Annotated in this window: 19 protein-coding genes and 1 pseudogene; 16 read left to right on the forward strand and 4 right to left on the reverse strand. The window is 65.7% G+C overall.

What is annotated here, in order from left to right; genetic code table 11:
• The 7 genes from rsgA to BJG92_RS04005 form a co-directional block, all read left to right on the forward strand.
• Window positions 1–866, forward strand: an 866-nt coding sequence (gene rsgA, locus BJG92_RS03975) for a ribosome small subunit-dependent GTPase A (RefSeq protein ID WP_232082726.1), incomplete at its 5' end; no start/stop codon positions are given.
• Between the two features lie 226 nt (window positions 867–1,092).
• Window positions 1,093–2,196 (forward strand): ABC transporter ATP-binding protein, encoded by a 1,104-nt coding sequence (locus BJG92_RS03980; protein ID WP_269461713.1) that lies wholly within the window; start codon window positions 1,093–1,095, stop codon window positions 2,194–2,196.
• A complete protein-coding gene (locus tag BJG92_RS03985; protein ID WP_232082727.1) occupies window positions 2,196–2,936 on the forward strand; it encodes an ABC transporter permease in 741 nt (246 codons plus the stop codon). The genes BJG92_RS03980 and BJG92_RS03985 overlap by 1 nt, the downstream gene beginning before the upstream one ends.
• Window positions 2,933–3,679 carry an ABC transporter permease gene (locus tag BJG92_RS03990; protein ID WP_232082728.1) on the forward strand — a complete coding sequence of 249 codons (747 nt, stop codon included), beginning with the start codon at window positions 2,933–2,935 and terminating at the stop codon, window positions 3,677–3,679. Before BJG92_RS03985 ends, BJG92_RS03990 begins: the two co-directional genes overlap by 4 nt.
• Window positions 3,676–4,632 carry an ABC transporter substrate-binding protein gene (locus BJG92_RS03995; RefSeq protein WP_232082729.1) on the forward strand — a complete coding sequence of 319 codons (957 nt, stop codon included), beginning with the start codon at window positions 3,676–3,678 and terminating at the stop codon, window positions 4,630–4,632. The genes BJG92_RS03990 and BJG92_RS03995 overlap by 4 nt, the downstream gene beginning before the upstream one ends.
• 176 nt (window positions 4,633–4,808) lie before the next feature.
• Window positions 4,809–6,029, forward strand: a complete 1,221-nt coding sequence (locus BJG92_RS04000) for a pyridoxal phosphate-dependent aminotransferase (RefSeq protein ID WP_232082730.1) — start codon at window positions 4,809–4,811, stop codon at window positions 6,027–6,029.
• A 68-nt stretch (window positions 6,030–6,097) separates the two neighbouring features.
• A complete protein-coding gene (locus tag BJG92_RS04005) occupies window positions 6,098–6,952 on the forward strand; it encodes a polyphosphate kinase 2 family protein (protein WP_232082731.1) in 855 nt (284 codons plus the stop codon).
• Window positions 6,953–6,976: 24 nt separating this feature from the next.
• On the opposite strand, the gene BJG92_RS04010 is transcribed toward BJG92_RS04005, so the two are convergent.
• A complete protein-coding gene (locus tag BJG92_RS04010; RefSeq protein ID WP_232082732.1) occupies window positions 6,977–7,207 on the reverse strand; it encodes an exodeoxyribonuclease VII small subunit in 231 nt (76 codons plus the stop codon).
• Window positions 7,208–7,312: 105 nt separating this feature from the next.
• Window positions 7,313–8,614, reverse strand: a complete 1,302-nt coding sequence (gene xseA, locus BJG92_RS04015; RefSeq protein ID WP_232082733.1) for an exodeoxyribonuclease VII large subunit — start codon at window positions 8,612–8,614, stop codon at window positions 7,313–7,315.
• Window positions 8,615–8,826: 212 nt separating this feature from the next.
• Here xseA and BJG92_RS04020 point away from each other — a divergent pair, with 212 nt between their 5' ends.
• Window positions 8,827–9,669 (forward strand): hypothetical protein, encoded by an 843-nt coding sequence (locus BJG92_RS04020; RefSeq protein WP_232082734.1) that lies wholly within the window; start codon window positions 8,827–8,829, stop codon window positions 9,667–9,669.
• 43 nt (window positions 9,670–9,712) lie between these two features.
• Entirely contained in the window at window positions 9,713–10,804 is a 1,092-nt protein-coding gene (locus tag BJG92_RS04025) for a 4-hydroxy-3-methylbut-2-enyl diphosphate reductase (protein ID WP_232082735.1), read from the forward strand.
• Window positions 10,805–10,833: 29 nt separating this feature from the next.
• Here the strand turns inward: BJG92_RS04025 and BJG92_RS04030 are convergent, their stop codons facing one another.
• Window positions 10,834–12,114 (reverse strand): DNA recombination protein RmuC, encoded by a 1,281-nt coding sequence (locus BJG92_RS04030; protein WP_232082736.1) that lies wholly within the window; start codon window positions 12,112–12,114, stop codon window positions 10,834–10,836.
• A gap of 118 nt (window positions 12,115–12,232) precedes the next feature.
• Between BJG92_RS04030 and ychF the strand changes: the two genes are divergently transcribed.
• Window positions 12,233–13,318: a redox-regulated ATPase YchF gene (gene ychF / locus BJG92_RS04035; RefSeq protein ID WP_232082737.1), complete on the forward strand. Its 1,086-nt coding sequence runs from the start codon at window positions 12,233–12,235 to the stop codon at window positions 13,316–13,318.
• Window positions 13,319–13,459: 141 nt separating this feature from the next.
• Here ychF and BJG92_RS04040 read toward each other — a convergent pair whose 3' ends face one another.
• The gene (locus tag BJG92_RS04040) at window positions 13,460–14,185 is read right to left on the reverse strand and encodes an alpha/beta fold hydrolase (protein WP_232082738.1); all 726 of its coding nucleotides are present in this window, start codon (window positions 14,183–14,185) and stop codon (window positions 13,460–13,462) included.
• A 74-nt stretch (window positions 14,186–14,259) separates the two neighbouring features.
• Here BJG92_RS04040 and BJG92_RS04045 point away from each other — a divergent pair, with 74 nt between their 5' ends.
• The 6 genes and pseudogenes from BJG92_RS04045 to BJG92_RS04070 all read left to right on the forward strand — a co-directional run bounded on the left by BJG92_RS04045 (window position 14,260) and on the right by BJG92_RS04070 (window position 16,900).
• The gene (locus tag BJG92_RS04045; RefSeq protein WP_232082765.1) at window positions 14,260–14,955 is read left to right on the forward strand and encodes a YafY family protein; all 696 of its coding nucleotides are present in this window, start codon (window positions 14,260–14,262) and stop codon (window positions 14,953–14,955) included.
• Window positions 14,952–15,365, forward strand: coding sequence for a hypothetical protein (locus BJG92_RS04050; protein ID WP_232082739.1), 414 nt, complete (start codon window positions 14,952–14,954; stop codon window positions 15,363–15,365). Before BJG92_RS04045 ends, BJG92_RS04050 begins: the two co-directional genes overlap by 4 nt.
• Before the next feature lie 75 nt (window positions 15,366–15,440).
• Window positions 15,441–15,692 carry a type II toxin-antitoxin system Phd/YefM family antitoxin gene (locus BJG92_RS04055; protein WP_232082766.1) on the forward strand — a complete coding sequence of 84 codons (252 nt, stop codon included), beginning with the start codon at window positions 15,441–15,443 and terminating at the stop codon, window positions 15,690–15,692.
• Window positions 15,693–15,947: a Txe/YoeB family addiction module toxin gene (locus BJG92_RS04060; RefSeq protein ID WP_232082740.1), complete on the forward strand. Its 255-nt coding sequence runs from the start codon at window positions 15,693–15,695 to the stop codon at window positions 15,945–15,947.
• A gap of 45 nt (window positions 15,948–15,992) precedes the next feature.
• A pseudogene (locus BJG92_RS04065) lies at window positions 15,993–16,130 on the forward strand (acetamidase/formamidase family protein); the annotation flags it as partial.
• Window positions 16,131–16,246: 116 nt separating this feature from the next.
• Window positions 16,247–16,900, forward strand: coding sequence for an SDR family oxidoreductase (locus BJG92_RS04070; protein WP_232082741.1), 654 nt, complete (start codon window positions 16,247–16,249; stop codon window positions 16,898–16,900).
• Window positions 16,901–17,113: the final 213 nt, after the last annotated feature.

Here is a 17,113-nt window from a genome sequence, read left to right on the forward strand (position 1 = left end):
CCTTCGACGCCTCGTCGGCGGCACAGGTGCTCGGCGCCAACATGGACATCGTCGGCGTCGTGGTGCCGGTGGACCGGCCGCTCACCCACAACCGGCTCGAGCGCACGCTCGTGGCCGCGTGGGACTCCGGGGCCGTGCCGCTGGTCATCATCACAAAAGCCGACCTCGCCGATGCGGCGGACGACGTCGTCGGGCAGGTCATGCTCCAGGCCGCAGGCGTCGCGGTGGTGACCACCTCGGCCGAACAGGGCGACGGCCTCGATGAGCTGCTCGGCCACCTGCCCACCGGCGGCACGCTCGTGCTGCTGGGACCTTCAGGCGCGGGCAAATCCACGCTCATCAACGCCCTCGTCGGCTATGAGGCCCAGGACACCGGACCTGTCCGGGCCGGCGACGGCAAGGGCAAACACACCACCACCTCCCGCGAACTGGTTCCGCTGCCGGGCGGGGCAGTCCTGATGGATACGCCGGGAGTGCGCGGCTTCGGGCTGTTCGACGCCGACGACGGGATGGAGGAGATCTTCGGCGATCTGGCGGAACTCGCCGGGCAGTGCCGGTTCTCCGACTGCGCGCACGGCCGCGAGCCCGGCTGCGCGGTGCAGGCAGCGCTCGCGGACGGTTCGCTCGATGACCGCCGCTGGGCTAGCTACCTGAAGCTGCAGCGCGAACTCGCCGCCCTGAACCGGCGCCACGACGCGGCCGCCCGCCGGGCCTACCAACGGGAATGGCACCAGAAGATCACGGCAGCCGCCAAGAGCCAGCGCTCGGCCGCAAGGTACGGCCTCGAGCGGGCCGAGGAACAGGGGGCGAAGCCCGGCGGAAACGGCCGCGGCGGGGCCAAAGGGGGCGGCCGGCGGCATAGCTGAACCGGAAGTACGGCCGCGGCGGAAGTATTTTCGCCGCGGCACCCATCCAAAACGCGGTTGCCTACGAATCCCAACGTTGGCCGCGGCGCCACCGGCAAGTTCCCCGGTTTTTGGGGTGGCTGCTGGCTACGCTGGGGTCTACCGCTTTACAGCCAAAAATCACCGTGCCTATGATCAGTTGGCTGGACCGTCCGATGTTGCCGTCAACAGTTAGGTAAGCCCGGAAATGGCTGAAGCCATGATCGAGTTCCAGAGCGTCACCAAGCAGTACCAGGGCGGGCAAGCCGCCGTCGATGACCTGACCATGTCCATCGACAAGGGGGCCATCACCGTTTTTGTCGGGCCCTCGGGCTGCGGGAAGACCACGTCGCTGCGGATGATCAACCGCATGGTCGAGCCGACCTCGGGAACCATCACGTTGGGCGGCGAGGACGTCACGTCGGTCCCGGCCGCGAAACTGCGGCGCTCCATGGGCTACGTCATGCAATCCTCCGGACTCATGCCGCACCGTTCGGTCCTGGACAATATTGCCACGGTGCCCCGGCTCAACGGAGTCTCCAAGACCGACGCGCGCCGGCGCGCTGAGGAGCTGCTCGACGTCGTCGGCCTGGCTTCCGCGTTGGGCAAGCGCTACCCCTCCCAGCTGTCCGGCGGCCAGCAGCAGCGCGTCGGCGTGGCGCGGGCCCTCGCCGCCGATCCGCCCGTGCTGCTCATGGACGAGCCCTTCAGCGCCGTGGACCCGGTGGTCCGGGACGAGCTGCAGCAGGAACTCCTCCGGCTCCAGCGCGACCTCGCCAAAACCATTGTCTTCGTGACCCACGACATCGACGAGGCCACGATTCTGGGGGACAGGGTGGCCGTGTTCGGCCTCGGCGGCAAGCTGGCGCAGTACGCCGCCCCGGACGAGATCCTGCGGGCGCCGGCCAATGACTTCGTGGCATCCTTCGTGGGCCGGGACCGCGGGTTCAGGCACCTGGGCTTCAGCCCGTCCGACGGCGTGACCATCCACCCCGTCCGCACCGTCACGCCGGACCAGCTCCGGCAGGAGGGTAGCTCCGGGGACTGGCAGTTGGTGGTCGACGACGCGCTCCGTCCCCTGGGCTGGGCCGGTCCGGTCGCTGAAGCCGGAGCAGGCCCGGTCATGGTTCCCGGTGGCTCCCTGTTCCGCACGGGGGACACGCTCCGCCGTGCCCTGGACGCCGCCCTGTCCTCGCCGTCGGGACTTGGCGTCGCGGTCGACGAACACGGCTGTGCGGCCGGGGTTTTCGCCGCGGCCGAAGTCCTCGCGGTGATCGAGTCGAACCGTCACGTCCGGCAAGGCGTGCGCTGATGGAGTGGTTCCTGGCCAACAGCGCGCAAGTCTTCAGCCTGGCAGGCCAGCACCTGGCCCTCGCCATTCTGCCGATGATCTTCGGGGTGCTCATAGCCGTCCCGCTGGCCCAGCTGGCCCGGCTGAACCCGGGGCTCCGGTCCGTGGTGCTCACCGGCTCCTCGCTGCTGTACACGATCCCGTCCCTGGCGCTTTTCATCATCCTGCCGACCATCCTCGGAACCCGGATCCTCGATCCCGTCAACGTGGTCGTGGCATTGACCATCTATGCCGTCGCCCTGCTGGTGCGCGCCACGCTGGATGCCTTCGACTCTGTGGACGAGGACCTCCGGCAGGCAGCCGCCGCCATGGGCTTCAAACCCTTGGCCCGCTTCCTGCAGGTCGATTTGCCGCTGTCCCTGCCGGTGCTGTTCGCCGGGCTGCGCGTGGTCTCCGTCAGCAACATCTCGCTGGTCAGCGTCGCGGCACTGCTCGGCATCGGCAATCTCGGAATGCTCTTCACCTCCGGCCTGCAACGTGATTTCGTCACCGAGGTGGTGGTGGGCATCATCGCGATCCTGATTCTCGCGCTCATCATGGACGCCGTCCTCGTCCTGCTCGAACGGCTGCTGACCCCGTGGACCCGCGCCGGCGCCACCCCGGGGGCGGGCACCGATGCGGGCGCCGGCCACGCGAAGGCTGACCCCACCGCCGCGGCGCTGCGGCTTTCAACTACCCAGGCCGGAGGGGGCACCGCATGAGCAACGTCGTCACCGAGACATTTGCCTGGCTCGCCGATCCTGCGAACTGGTCCGGCAGCGCCGGGATTCCGGTACGCCTCGCCGAGCACCTGCTCTACACGGGCCTGGTGATGCTCATCGCGATGGCCATCGCCGTGCCGGTGGGGCTCTTCGTGGGCCACACCGGCCGCGGGCGGGTGGCGATCGTGGCACTCGCCGGCGCGCTGCGTGCCCTGCCCACCCTCGGCATGCTCACCCTCTTCGTCCTGTTGGCCGGCATCGGGCTGATGCCGCCGATCTGGGCGCTGGTGATCCTGACGGTCCCGCCCCTGCTGGCCGGCACCTACGCCGGGATCTCCAGCGTCGACCGGAACGTGGTGGACGCCGCCCGCGCCATGGGCATGACGGAGATGCAGGTGCTCTTCCGCGCGGAATTCCCCAACGCCCTGCCCGTCATGTACGGCGGGTTCCGGACCGGGGCGCTGCAGGTGATCGCCACCGTCTCGGTGGTGGCCTACATCAACCTGGGCGGCCTGGGCCGCTACCTCTTCGACGGCCTGGTGCTTTCCGATTTCCCGCAGATGCTGGGCGGATCCCTGCTGATCGCGGGTCTCGCCATCGCCGTCGACCTTGTTCTTGCCCTTATCCAGAGGCTGTTCCTGTCCCGGGGCGCCTCGTCCCAGCCAAACCGCAGCCAGCAGGCTGCAGTTGATCTCACAGATCCCGCACTTGCGGAGACTGTTGTTCAAGGAGGTACACCATGAAGGAATCCAACCAACGAGCCCTCGGCAGGCGCGCATTCGGCGGCCTGGCCGCCGGCGTGGGCGTGGCGCTGGCACTGTCCGCCTGCGGCGGCTCATCCAACCCGCTGAGTTCGGCCCCGGCCAGCAGCGGAGCCGCTTCCGGTTCTGCGCTGGTGGTCGGTTCCGCCGATTTCCCCGAGAGCCAGATCATCGCCGAGGTCTACGCCGGCGCGCTCAACGCAGCCGGTGTCACCGCGAGCACCAAGCCGAACATCGGGTCCCGTGAGGTGTACTTCAAGGCCGTCCAGGACGGCTCCGTGGATGTTATCCCCGACTACAGCGGCAACCTGCTGCTGCACGTCGACAAGGGAGCCACGGCGGTCTCGGCGGAGGACATTGCCAAGGCGCTGCCAGGCAAGCTGCCCCAGGGCCTGGCCGTGCTTGACGCGTCCAAGGCCGAGGACAAGGACGCGATGGTGGTCACCAAGGCCACGGCGGAGAAGTATCAGCTGAAGTCCATTGAGGACATGGCCAAAGTCTGCAGCGAGTTCGTGGTGGGCGCCCCGGCAACCTTCGCCGAGCGCGCCTACGGCCTGCCGGGCCTGAAGAAGAACTACAACTGCGTGCCCAAGAAGCTTGAACCGTTCAGCGACGGCGGCGGTGCCGTCACGCTGAAGGCCCTGCTCTCGGACCAGGTCCAGGTGGCTGATATCTACACCACCACCCCGTCCATCGCGGACAACGACCTCGTGGTGCTGGCGGACCCGAAGAACAACTTCATCGCCCAGCAGGTACTCCCGCTTTACAGCAGCGCCAAGATGACGGACAAGGCCAAGGAGGCCCTGAACTCCGTTTCCAAGATCCTCACCACCGAGGACCTGATCAACCTCAACCGCGCCGTCAGCGGCAGCCAGAAGCAGAACCCCAAGGACGCAGCGGCCGCATGGCTCAAGGACAAGGGACTGGTCAAGTAAGGGGCAATTCCCGGGCTCTCTGACGTACGACGGCGGCTGCCGGATCCTGCCCTGTAGGCGGGGCCGGCAGCCGCCGTCGCGCTTTCCCGGGGTCCAGTGCCGGGCCTGTGACGCCTGGAAAGGCCTGTGAGACATGTCTCCGCGGAAGTCCATCCGCCATATGGCATATTTGATGGATGGCAGAATTCAAGCAGTCCACCAAGCTTCATAATGTCCTTTACGACATCCGTGGACCGATCCTCCAGGCCGCCCAGCAGATGGAGGCGGAGGGTCACCGTATCCTCAAGCTGAACATCGGGAACCCGGCGCCGTTCGGGTTTGAGGCGCCGGACGCGATCCTGGTGGACATGATCCGACACTTGCCGCACGCGCAGGGCTACAGCGATTCCCGCGGCATCTTCTCCGCCCGCACTGCCGTCTCGCAGTACTACCAGACGCGCGGAATCCAGAACATCCACGTGGATGACATTTACCTGGGCAACGGCGTCAGCGAGCTCATCACGATGTCGCTCATGGCCCTGCTGGACGACGGCGATGAGGTCCTCATCCCCACACCCGACTACCCGCTGTGGACCGCGTCCGTGGCACTGGCCGGCGGCAGGCCCGTTCACTACCTTTGCGACGAGGAATCCGGCTGGCAGCCGGATCTTGAGGACCTTGAGGCGAAGATCACCCCGCGCACCAAGGGAATCGTGGTGATCAACCCGAACAACCCCACGGGAGCCGTCTATCCGGAGGCCACGCTGAAGAAGATCGTGGCCCTGGCGGAGAAGCACGGCCTGGTGCTCTTCGCCGACGAGATTTACGAGAAGATCCTCTATGAGGACGCCGTTCACGTGAACATGGCCAGCCTGACTGGCGACGACGTCCTGTGCCTGACCTTCAGCGGGCTGTCCAAGGCCTACCGGGTGTGCGGCTACCGGGCCGGCTGGATGGCCATTTCCGGGCCGAAGAAAGACGCAGCTGACTACCTCGAGGGGATCAGCCTGCTCGCCAACATGCGCCTGTGCGCCAACGTCCCGGCGCAGCACGCGATCCAGACGGCGCTGGGCGGGTACCAGAGCATCAACGACCTCATCCTCCCAGGGGGGCGCCTGCTCGAGCAGCGGAACAAGGCCTATGACATGCTCAACGCCATCCCCGGCGTCAGTACGCAGCAGGCCCGGGGCGCCATGTACCTCTTCCCGAAGCTGGATCCAGAGGTTTACCGCATCCGCGACGACGAGAAGTTCGTGCTTGACCTGCTGCGCGAGCAGAAGATCCTGGTCTCGCACGGCCGGGCCTTCAACTGGGTCCGCCCGGACCACTTCCGCATGGTCACGCTGCCGCTGGTGAAGGACCTCGAAGAGGCCATCAACCGCATGGCGGACTTCCTGAGCAGGTACAAGGGGAACTAGCCTGAGGCGAGCAGCGGGGTTCGGGGACTGACCCGCGCAGAAGCTGCAGATAACCGGAGAGGCTTCCCATGACAGACGTTGTGAAATTCAAGCAGCACCCCGCCGAGACCCTGTTGGCCGGCAAAGGATTCAAGCTTGCGGACTGCGACCCGGACTCCACGCCGGGCTACCCGGGGGACAAGAACGACGGCGAAGCGCTCCTGGACGAGCTCGATGGCAAGCTGACCACCCTGCAGGATCAGCTCTTCGCCGAGTCCCGCTTCGGTGGCACCAAGCGCATCCTGATGGTCCTGCAGGCCATGGACACGGCCGGCAAGGGAGGGATCGTTTCGCACGTTATGGGCGCCATGAACCCGCAGGGTGTCCAACTCAAGTCCTTCAAGGCACCCACGCCGGACGAGAAGTCCTACGACTTCCTGTGGCGGATTGAGAAGGAAGTGCCGGCTGCCGGCATGGTGGGCGTCTTCGACCGCTCGCATTACGAGGACGTCCTGATCCACCGCGTCCACCGCTGGGCGGATCCGACGGAACTTGAGCGCCGGTACAACGCGATCAACGAATTCGAGGCCCGGCAGACGGCGGCCGGCACCAAGATCGTCAAAGTCATGCTCCACATCAGCCGCGACGAGCAGAAGCAACGGCTGCTCGCGCGGCTGGACGAGCCGGAAAAGCTCTGGAAATACAGCAGCAACGACCTCAAGGAACGCGCGTTCTGGAGTGACTACATGGACGCCTACCAGAAGGCTTTCGAGAAGACGGGAACCGAAGTCGCCCCGTGGCATGTCGTCCCGGCCAACAAAAAGTGGTACGCCCGGATCGCCGTCCAGCAGCTGCTGCTCGAAGCCATGGAGGGTCTCAAGCTGCAGTGGCCGGTTCCGGACCTTGACGTCGGGATGGAACGGGAACTGGTCGAGCGCTCCTGACCGGCTGCCGCCGCCGCGCCGCGGCTAGCCATCCTGGGCGGGACGGTCGCGGGCGGCGGCCAGGCGTTTGCGGGCACCCTCCAGCCACTGCTCGCAGCGCTTCGCCAGCCCCTCGCCGCGCTCCCACAGCGCCAGAGACTCCTCCAGGCTGGCACCGCCGGCCTCCAGCTTGCTGACGACGCCCATGAGCTGCTCGCGGGCGTCCTCGTAGCTGAGGGCCTCGATGTCGGCGTTCGGGTTGGCTTCTGCTGCCATGTGGTGCTCCTGTCTTGGTCTCCTGGGACCTGGCGTTTGGTGGAATGGTGGGGCGGGCAATGCTGAGGTGTTCGACGTGTCCGCGCACCGGGCGGGTACCGCAGGTCAGCCGTCCGTGGGTTCCTGGCCGCCGGTGGACTGCGCGGCGAACCGGCCCCCGGCCACCCTGATGCTCAAGCTGGTACCCGACGGCGCCTGGGACGGATGCCGCACGACGTCCCGGTGGGTGCCGGGAGCCGACCCGCCGTCGGTGAGCTGCACGACGGCGTAGCCGCGGTCCAGCGTTTGCTGCGGGGAGAGCGCCCGGACCTGCGCCTTGAGATGGTCCAGCTGGTCAGCGGCTCTGGCTACCGCCATGGTGAGCGCAGAGTGCGCGCGGATCTTGAGCCGTTCGACGTCGTCGTGCCGACCGGTGACCATAACTTCGGGGGCGGCCAGCACCGGCCGTGAGCGCAGCGAGGCCAGCCTGTCCGTTTCCCGATCCACCAGGCGGGTGACTCCGCGCCGGAGCTGGTCCCGGGCCTGCCGCACGCGGGCGAGCTCTTCCACGACGTCGGGGACGATCCGCTTGGCAGCATCGGTGGGGGTCGAGGCGCGGAGGTCCGCCACATCGTCCAGGATCGGCCGGTCCGCCTCATGGCCGATCGCGCTGACCACGGGCGTCACGGCATCTGCGACGGCACGGATGAGCTCCTCATTGCTGAACGGCAGCAGGTCCTCGAGTGCACCGCCGCCGCGGGCTATCACGATCACGTCCACCTCGGGATGGGCATCAAGCTCCCGCAATGCGCCCAGGAGCTGCGCGACGGCGGTGTTGCCCTGGACCGCCACCTCGCGGATTTCGAATTCGACCGCGGGCCAGCGCAGTGCCGCATTGCGCAGCACGTCCTTCTTGGCATCCGAGTCCCGGCCGGTAATCAGGCCGATCCGGTGGGGGAGCAGGGGCAGGCGCTTCTTGCGGGCGTCGGAGAACAGGCCCTCGGCTGCGAGGGCGTGGCGGAGGCGCTCGATCCGGGCCAGAAGGTCCCCAAGCCCCACCGGACGAATGTCTTTCACGGACATGCTCAGCCGGCCGGTCTTCAGCCAGAATTCGGCCTTGAGCAGAGCCACCACGCGGGAACCGCGTTCCAGCGGGCTCTCCTGGCGGTCCAGCACTTTGGTCCAGACGGACGCCGGGAGGGAGATCTCTGCGTCGATGTCGCGCAGTGTCAGGTAGGCGTTGTTCCCCCGCCGGTTCAGCTCGATGACCTGGCCCTCGACCCAGGCCGAGGGGGCCCGGTCGATGTGCATCCTGAGTTTCTGCGACAACAGCTGCAACGGCCACGGGTTGTCCGGGCTGGTTTCGGCGGCCGTGGCCGGAACGGTCGTGGCCGGAACGGTCGTGGCGGCAGCGACGTCCTCAGACACGCCGGTACCCCGTGGCGGAGATTGCGTTGTGCATGTCTCTGGTTGTCCTCTTGTCTGCTGGTGCCGCTGGTGCCGGATGCTGCTGCGGGCAGCCGTGGGCTGTCCGTTTCAACTCTATCCAAAGCTTTACCACCAGGGCCGGACTTTATTGATCCCCGGCCCGCCCCCGTAGAATGGCGCTATCCCAAAAGCCCCCAACCTAGGATTTACTTTTGCGCACTTTTGTCTCTGCCTTGGCCGTGCTCATCGGGCTTTTCATGGCTGCCGTCGCGGTGCCGGCCATGTGGGTGGACCGCAATATCGTCCAAGAAGACGGCTTCGTGGCACTGACCGGTCCGCTTGGCCAGGATCCGGCGTTCCAGCAGAGGCTGGCATCGACCGCCGTCGGCAGCCTCGGCTCGGACCGGATGCCGGCGGCCGTGACTGACCTCGTCCGACCGATCCTGGACCGCGCGGCAACGTCCCTGAGCAGCCTGCCCGGCTACCCGCAGGCGTGGACTGAGACCCTGCGCAAGAGCCACCGGCTGAGTTTCGCGGACCCCAGTACCCTGCCGCCGGGGGCCGACGGCGTCTCCGCACTGACCCTCGACGTCGCCCCGCTGGTCGGGCTGGTGGCCAAACAGGTAGCCGATGCAACCTCCCTTCCCCTTCGTGGCCCCGATCAGGTGCTGATCAACATCGGGCAGGCCAACCACAGGCAGCTCGTTGAGCAGGTGTCCGCCCTCGCGCCGATGGGCTACGCCGTGGGTGTTGGTGCCCTCGTTGCCTTTGCACTCGCATTTGTTGCCGCCCGCCGCCGGTGGACTGTCCTGGTCGGCATAGGCGCCGGGGCCCTCGTGCTCGCCGGGGGCTGGAAGCTGGCAACCGACGCCGCCGGGGGAGTGGTGGCCCGGACCAGGAGCGGCAACCAGGTCGCTGAACTCTTCAAGCGCGAGTTCGTCGCCGCAGCATCAGCGAGCTACGGGCAATGGGTCCTGGCTGCCGCGGTGGTGGGCGCGCTCCTCCTTGTCCTTGGCCTCGTGCTGCGCACCGTCGGGGGACGCCGCCGCGCCTGAGGACCCTCAACGGGGGCGCATTCAGCACCGGTAGGATTGGGGGATGACCACCACCGCTGTTTCCATTCCGATGCCCACCGTTCCCCGCCGTCGGCGTACTCCGGCGGAGGTGCTGGCAGCGGCGCCCGTGTCCGGTCCGAAAAAGGTGCTGCTCGCAGCCCCGCGCGGCTACTGCGCCGGCGTCGACCGGGCCGTCATCGCGGTGGAAAAAGCCCTGGAGCACTACGGCCCGCCGGTCTACGTGCGCAAGCAGATCGTCCACAATGTCCACGTGGTCAGCTCGCTTGAGGAGAAGGGCGCCATCTTCGTTGAGGAAACCGACGAGGTCCCCGAGGGGGCGCTCGTGATTTTCTCCGCGCACGGGGTCTCGCCCGCGGTGGTCCAGTCCGCGGAGGACCGCGGCCTGCGGACCATCGACGCGACCTGCCCGCTCGTGACCAAGGTGCACAAGGAAGCGGTGCGCTTCGCGAAGGACGATTTCGACATCCTGCTGATTGGCCACGACGGCCATGAGGAAGTCGAAGGAACCGCCGGTGAGGCCCCCGAACACATCCAGATCATCAACGGCCCGCACGAGGTGGACAAGGTCACCGTCCGGGACCCCGAGAAGGTCATCTGGCTCTCCCAGACCACCCTCAGCGTGGACGAGACCATGGAGACGGTCCGGCTCCTCAAGGAGCGTTTCCCGACCCTGCAGGATCCGCCCAGCGACGACATTTGCTACGCGACCACCAATCGCCAGGTGGCCATCAAGAAAATCTCACCCCATGCCGACCTCGTCATCGTCGTCGGATCCGCCAACTCCTCCAACTCCGTCCGGCTGGTGGAGGTGGCGCTGGAATACGGCGCGAAGGCCTCCTACCGCGTGGACTTCGCCAACGAGGTCGACGAGGCCTGGTTCGAGGGCGTCGCCACCGTCGGCGTGACCTCGGGTGCCTCCGTCCCCGAAGTCCTGGTCAAGGACGTGCTGCGGCTGCTGGCCGACTACGGCTACGGCTCCGTCGAAGAAGTCGTCACGGCTGAAGAGGACCTGCTGTTCTCGCTGCCGAAGGAGCTCCGGGCGACGCTGAAACAGGCCGGCGATGTCACCCGCGCCCTCGGCGGCCGCGGTGCGCGCCCGGCCCAGACCTCCTGAGCCGGCCGGCCTAGGCCGCGGACTCATACCTAGGCCGCGGACTCTCCGGACGCGCTCCCGGATTCGGCCAGGGATCCGGCCCCGGACTCCACTGCTGACCCGCTCCACGGCTGGAGTTCCGGGGCCGCCACCGAGCGTGGCGTGACCTCGACGGACACAGGCGTGGTCAGCCCTTCCGCGTCGAGGGCGTTGAGCTTCCGGGCGGTCGGCAGGACCCGTGCCTCGAGCGTACCGACCATCGAGTTGTAGCGGTCCACGGAGGTCTTGAGCGAGGCGCCCAGCTTGGTGACGTTCTCGCCCAGGGTTCCCATCCGCTCGTAGAGCTGGTGGGCCAGTTCGAAGAGCTCCCGGGCGCTGTCCGTCAGGACGTCCTGGCGCCACGTGAACGCAACCGATTTGAGCACTGCCAGCAGCGTCCCGGGCGAGGCGAGCACCACGTTTTTCGACAAGGCATAGTCCAGCAGGGCCGGGTCCGCCGAGAGTGCGGCCGCCAGGATCGACTCCGCCGGCAGGAAGCAGACCACAAGCTCAGGGGAGTTGCCCGGGATGTCCCAGTACTTCTTGTTGCTCAGCGCGTCCACATGGGCCTTCAGGGCCTTGGCATGCGCCTGCAGGTGTGCCTGCTGGCTGCCGGAGGAGGCGCCCTGGTGCTGGCCGGCCTGGCGGCTGCCGCCGGCGCCGAGTTCCTGGGCGGCAAGGTAGGACGCGAGCGGGACCTTGGCGTCGACCACGAGCTGCTTCTGGCCGGGAAGCTGGACCACGAGGTCGGGCCGGACGCTGTTGTCAGTGCCGGTGCTGTGCAGCTGTTCGTGGAAATCGACGTGGCGGAGCATCCCGGCAGCCTCGACCACCCGGCGCAACTGGACTTCGCCCCACTGGCCGCGGGCACTGTTGGACCGCAAAGCGGACTCCAGGGCATGCGTTGAGCGCAGCAGCTGTTCATCGGACAGCCGGGCCTCCTGCAGCTGCTGGGCAAGCTGGCCGTACTGCTCCAGCCGGTCCCGTTCCAGCAGCGAGACCTGGTGCTGGACCGCGGTGAGCTTCTCGGCCACCGGGGCCAAAGCACGCAGCACGCTCCCGTCCTGGCTCCGTGACTCGCCCAGCTCCCGGTTCTGCGCCGCGAGAAGGCGCCGCTCGGCGTCGGCCGCCGCGAACTGGGCGCTGACGTCGGACAGCCGGGCGGATACGGCGTCGAAGTCCTGTTCCACGGCCACACTGCGGCGGCGGAGCAGGACGTACGCGAAAACGGCGCCGGCAACGGCGCCGGCGAGCAGCATGAGCAGGGCAAGAATTATTGCAAAAGCGTCCATGCCTTCACTCTGGCATGCCCCTGCGACAGTTTTGGCCCGACGCCCTGCAGGCAGCGAACCGGCCGGTGGACCCCGCCGCCGCGGCGACCCGCAGCTGCAGCGGGTAGAATCTATGCTCGTGGCTCTTACTATTGGCATCGTCGGACTGCCCAACGTCGGCAAATCAACACTTTTCAACGCACTGACCCGCAATCAGGTGCTCGCAGCGAACTACCCGTTCGCCACGATCGAGCCCAATGTCGGCGTCGTGAACCTGCCTGACCACCGGCTGGCTAAACTCGCCGCTGTCTTCGGCTCGCAGCGCCTGCTGCCCGCCCCCGTGTCATTTGTTGACATCGCGGGCATTGTCAAGGGTGCGTCGGAGGGCGAAGGCCTGGGCAACAAGTTCCTCGCCAACATCCGCGAGGCCGAGGCGATCGCGCAGGTGGTCCGTGTGTTCGATGACCCCGATGTCATCCACGTTGACGGCAAAGTGGATCCCCGCTCGGATATGGAAACCATCAACACCGAGCTGATCCTGGCCGACCTCCAGACGATCGAAAAAGCGATTCCCCGGATCGAAAAAGAAGTGAAGATCAAGAAGCGGGCAGCCGCGGAACTGGCGGCCATCCTGGCTGCCCAGACCGTGCTGGAACGCGGCGACACCATCTTCTCCTCGATCAAGAGCGACAAGCTGGAGATGGAGCACCTCAAGGAACTCAGCCTGCTGACGGCCAAGCCGTTCATCTATGTTTTCAACGCCGACGAAGCCATCCTCGGCAGCACCGAGAAGCAGGTAGAACTGCGGGCCATGGTAGCCCCGGCGGATGCCATCTTCCTCGATGCCAAGCTCGAGTCCGATCTCGTCGAGCTGGACGAGGAAGAGGCCCGCGAGATGCTGGAAATGAACGGCCAGGACGAGTCCGGGCTGGACCAGCTGGCCCGCGTTGGATTCCACACCCTCGGGCTGCAGACCTATCTGACGGCAGGACCCAAGGAAACCCGCGCCTGGACCATCCACCAGGGTGACACGGCGCCGCAGGCAGCCGGGGTGATCCACTCCGATTTCCAGCGCGGGTTCATCAAGGCTGAAGTGGTGTCCTTCGATGATCTGATCGAAGCCGGATCCATGGCCGAGGCCAAGTCCCGCGGCAAGGTCCGGATCGAAGGCAAGGAATACGTCATGGCCGACGGCGACGTGGTGGAGTTCCGCTTCAATGTCTAGGTACTGACTCACTCAGACCTTTTCGATGGCCGCTAAGAACTTGTGTTCTTAGCGGCCATCGCTTTTTCCACCGTACGGCTGGCTGCGAACTGGTGGAGTGCCAGATCAATGCATAGCACTGGATGGAAGATGCGTGCTGTATCAGTTGGTTGAGGATTCCGATGCAAGTATGTGAGCGAGGTCGGATGGGCGACTCCACATAGGCCAGTGGCCCGTCGGAAGGTCGACGTAGTGAACGTTCTTGAGATTGGCAACCTCGGCGAACATGGGATGACCGGCCTTGACCAGTTCGATTACCTGCGAACTCGGAATTGAGCAGCAAACGAAGGTGGTGGGTAAGTCGAAGCGTGCGTCATTTGTGAGTTGCACGATCTGACGAAGGACAGTTCCGGGCTCGGACACTGCGCGTTCCCGGAACCGCTCAAGTACTATGGCGCTCAGGCCCTCGATGCTGGCCTGCTCCTCGAGCAGCTCGAAGGGTGGCAGCGAGAGTCCCTCCATATCCTCTGGGAAGTCGGGGGCAGAGGCGACGCCGGACGTTGCCGGGCCGCTGTCAACCCAGATCACACGGCTGAACAGCTCGGGGTACCGATCGAGCGCAAGACTCACCGGAGCGTTGGCTCCGCTGTGCGCCACGATGACCACTGGCCCGGAGCTGCCAGTGGCAGCCTGTTCGATTGCCGCTGCCTGCTCGTCCAGCGTCCTGGACAGCCGGTCGGTATCTGTTTCGTCGAGGCCGGGCAAGGTCAGCGGGATCGCCCGGTGGCCCAAGGATGTTAGGTGCTCCAGGACTTCGTCCCATGCCCATGCTCCCAGCCAGTGGCCGGGAATCAGCAGGATCGTCAGATTGCTTGTGTCTGTTGTCATGCCACAATCTTCGCCCGCCTCTCGGACAACTGTGTGGCACTATTTATGGCATGGATCAGTGATGGGTGGGAGACATGAAGCGAGTGGAGCGGCTCCACGCAATGTCGGAAATGCTGCGACGCAGCGCGTCTCGTGGATGCACGGCTGACCGGTTGGCCAACGAGTTCGGCGTGTCTGTGCGCACGATAAAGCGAGATATTGATGCGCTTGAGAACAGTGGGGCTCCGATCTGGTCCCGTCCGGGACCTCGCGGTGGATATGGTCTGGCTACCCAGGCTAACCTCCCGCCTGTGAGCCGGACCCCCGCTCAAGCGGTGGCTCTTCTTGCAGCGGTTTCAGCTGCCCCTGATGCGCCTTACGCTGATCTTGCCGCGGTCGCCATCAGGAAGATCATGGACGTACTTGATCCTCGGACCCGAGTAAAGGTCGATGAACTAGGACGCCGCATCTGGGTCAATGCGGATCAGCCTGGAACACGGGCCGTCAGATCGGCCCTTGAGGAAGCGATGTCTGAGCAACAAGTGGTTCGCATCCGCTACACCGCACAGGATGGCAATAAGACCACCAGGGACGTCGAACCAGTAATCTTCGCCTCAACGAATGGCCATTGGTATCTGATTGGTTGGTGCCAGCTACGCAACGAAATGCGCTGGTTCCGCGTGAGCCGCATCGAGCACGCCACGACAACAAAGACGCGCTGCGGCACCCATGACGTTGAGGAGATCGGCATCCCACCAGCAACCTCTAGGTCAGTACACGTTGAAGATTGATGAATGACCTGGCGACGGCCGGTTCGGGCCTCAAGTTATCCACATTATTGCAGGCAGATGGCCTGCTCAGCGAAGTGCTGCCTCAGAATCGTCGTGTGGGAATCAGGTACTACGCTTACGCGTTCGACAGCGATCAGACGGGGAAAGCACTGGCTGACCCTTTCACCGTGATCGGATCGGACCCCTACGCGGATGCGTGCGGTCTCGAACCGGGCTTCCCGATGGGCGTCACAGACTTCCGGCAATCCCTGCCGGAGCGCGACTTTCTCTACCTCGACACGGCGTGGCGTTCTTTGCAGCAGCTCACTTCCCCGCGCATTTCGGGCGCCGGAGCCAGACGGCTTCACCCAAGAATCTTCGTTGACGCGCTGGCCTCGGATGGGCGCGGATGCGCATACCTGATCGGCTGAATGCCCGGCAACTTATCAGCTCGTGCCGCGGTGGTACCATAAACCCGTACCATACTTTTCGGAAGGGGAGCCATCATTTCGATCAGTGCCAGTGAGGCGAGAAAGACGTTGTTTCCACTCATCGAGCGCATAAACGACGATCACGAGGCTGTTGAGATCGTCTCCCGAAAGGGTAACGCTGTCCTTATGCCTGCCGCCGAATACGCCGCGTGGCAGGAGACCGCGTACTTGTTCCGTTCCCCTGCCAACGCCCGCCGGCTGCTCGACGCCTACGAACGTGCACGCGGAGGCCAGGCCGAGGTCCACGAGCTCGACCGAGAGGACTGAATGCGCTTGGTCTGGGACCCGTCCGCCTGGGAAGACTACACATACTGGCAGGCGGTGGACCGACGGATCCTCAAGCGAATCAACACGCTCATAGACGCATGCCTGCGTGATCCGTTCGACGGCATCGGGAAACCCGAGCAACTCAAATACGGTGCGCAGGGTTCATGGTCGCGGCGCATCACCGACGAGCATCGCCTGGTCTACCTCGTCGAAGCTGACGACCTCGTGATCCTCCAGACGCGCTATCACTACTGAGCGCCTAGTCCTGTTTATTTTTGTGTGCGCTCCCATCTTCATGCCGGCAACGTCGAGCCACAGTTCAGTCAATGGCTCGCGTTCTCCGGCACCTCGGTAACGCTGAACGGTGAACAGCGTTACCTTGACTCATACCTCTCGTATCAGCGGGCATGCCTCCACGCCATCGACTACTTGACGAAGGACCAAGTACAGGACCTCGGGTTCAACGTTGTGTGAAGCGGCCGAATCCCATTGCTCCGGCCTCAGGAAACCGCCCCGCGCTGGGCTACCTGCAGCACGTGACCTAGGATCGACCCATGACGACTCTTCAGGGTGCGGTTGTTCTGGTGGTCGGCGCCACCGGCGGGCTCGGTTCACGCATTGCCGCTCAGCTGGAGAGTAACGGCGCCATCGTCGTCCGGTCGTCAAAGTCTGCTGGGCACGATCTGCGCGCACCCTCCGTGATCCGGGAGGTGCTGGATGCCACGATTGCGCAGCACGGACGTCTCGACGGGCTAGTGGCTGCGTCCGGGGTCGTCGCCTTCGGCGCCGCATCAGACCTTGAACCCGGCACGGTGGACGAACTATTCGCTGTGAACACGACCAGTCCGATCCAGCTCATTGCCCAGAGCCAGCCCTACCTCGCGGCCTCGGCACGTGAGGGCCGGGAGCCCTTCGTGGTCACACTGAGCGGCGTTGTCGCCGAGGCACCCGTGCCCGGTCTGGCAGCATACTCGGCGTCGAAGGCTGGGCTCGCGGCCTTCGTTGTCGCAGCGGCGCGCGAGTATCGTCGCGCGGGCATCCGAATCGTGGACGCCCGCCCAGGCCACACGGGCACCGCCCTGTCCGAGCATCCGATCGCCGGGTCGGCGCCGCGATTCGGAGCGGCGCTGGATCCAGACATGGTTGCAGCGCGGATCCTCACCGCGATCGTCGATGGCGAGAAGGATCTGCCCAGCACCGCCTTCTAGGCTCGGCCGAGATGATGCAACTGAGCGCTGAGGAGTCTAATGGGTTCCGAAGTGGGTTCATTGCTGACGGCCGGGGCATCGAAGCCACCTTGCTCAAGCTCGGAACCGACCTGAAGCGTCAGACGTCCATTGCATGTCGCGTGGGCATTAGCCACAGTGCTGGAGTAGATCGTTTTGGGCGGGCGGCACGCTGATTCGGCTACGGAACGTGTG

The organism is Arthrobacter sp. SO5 (genome assembly GCF_020532805.1).
Classification (GTDB): Bacteria; Actinomycetota; Actinomycetes; order Actinomycetales; family Micrococcaceae; genus Arthrobacter.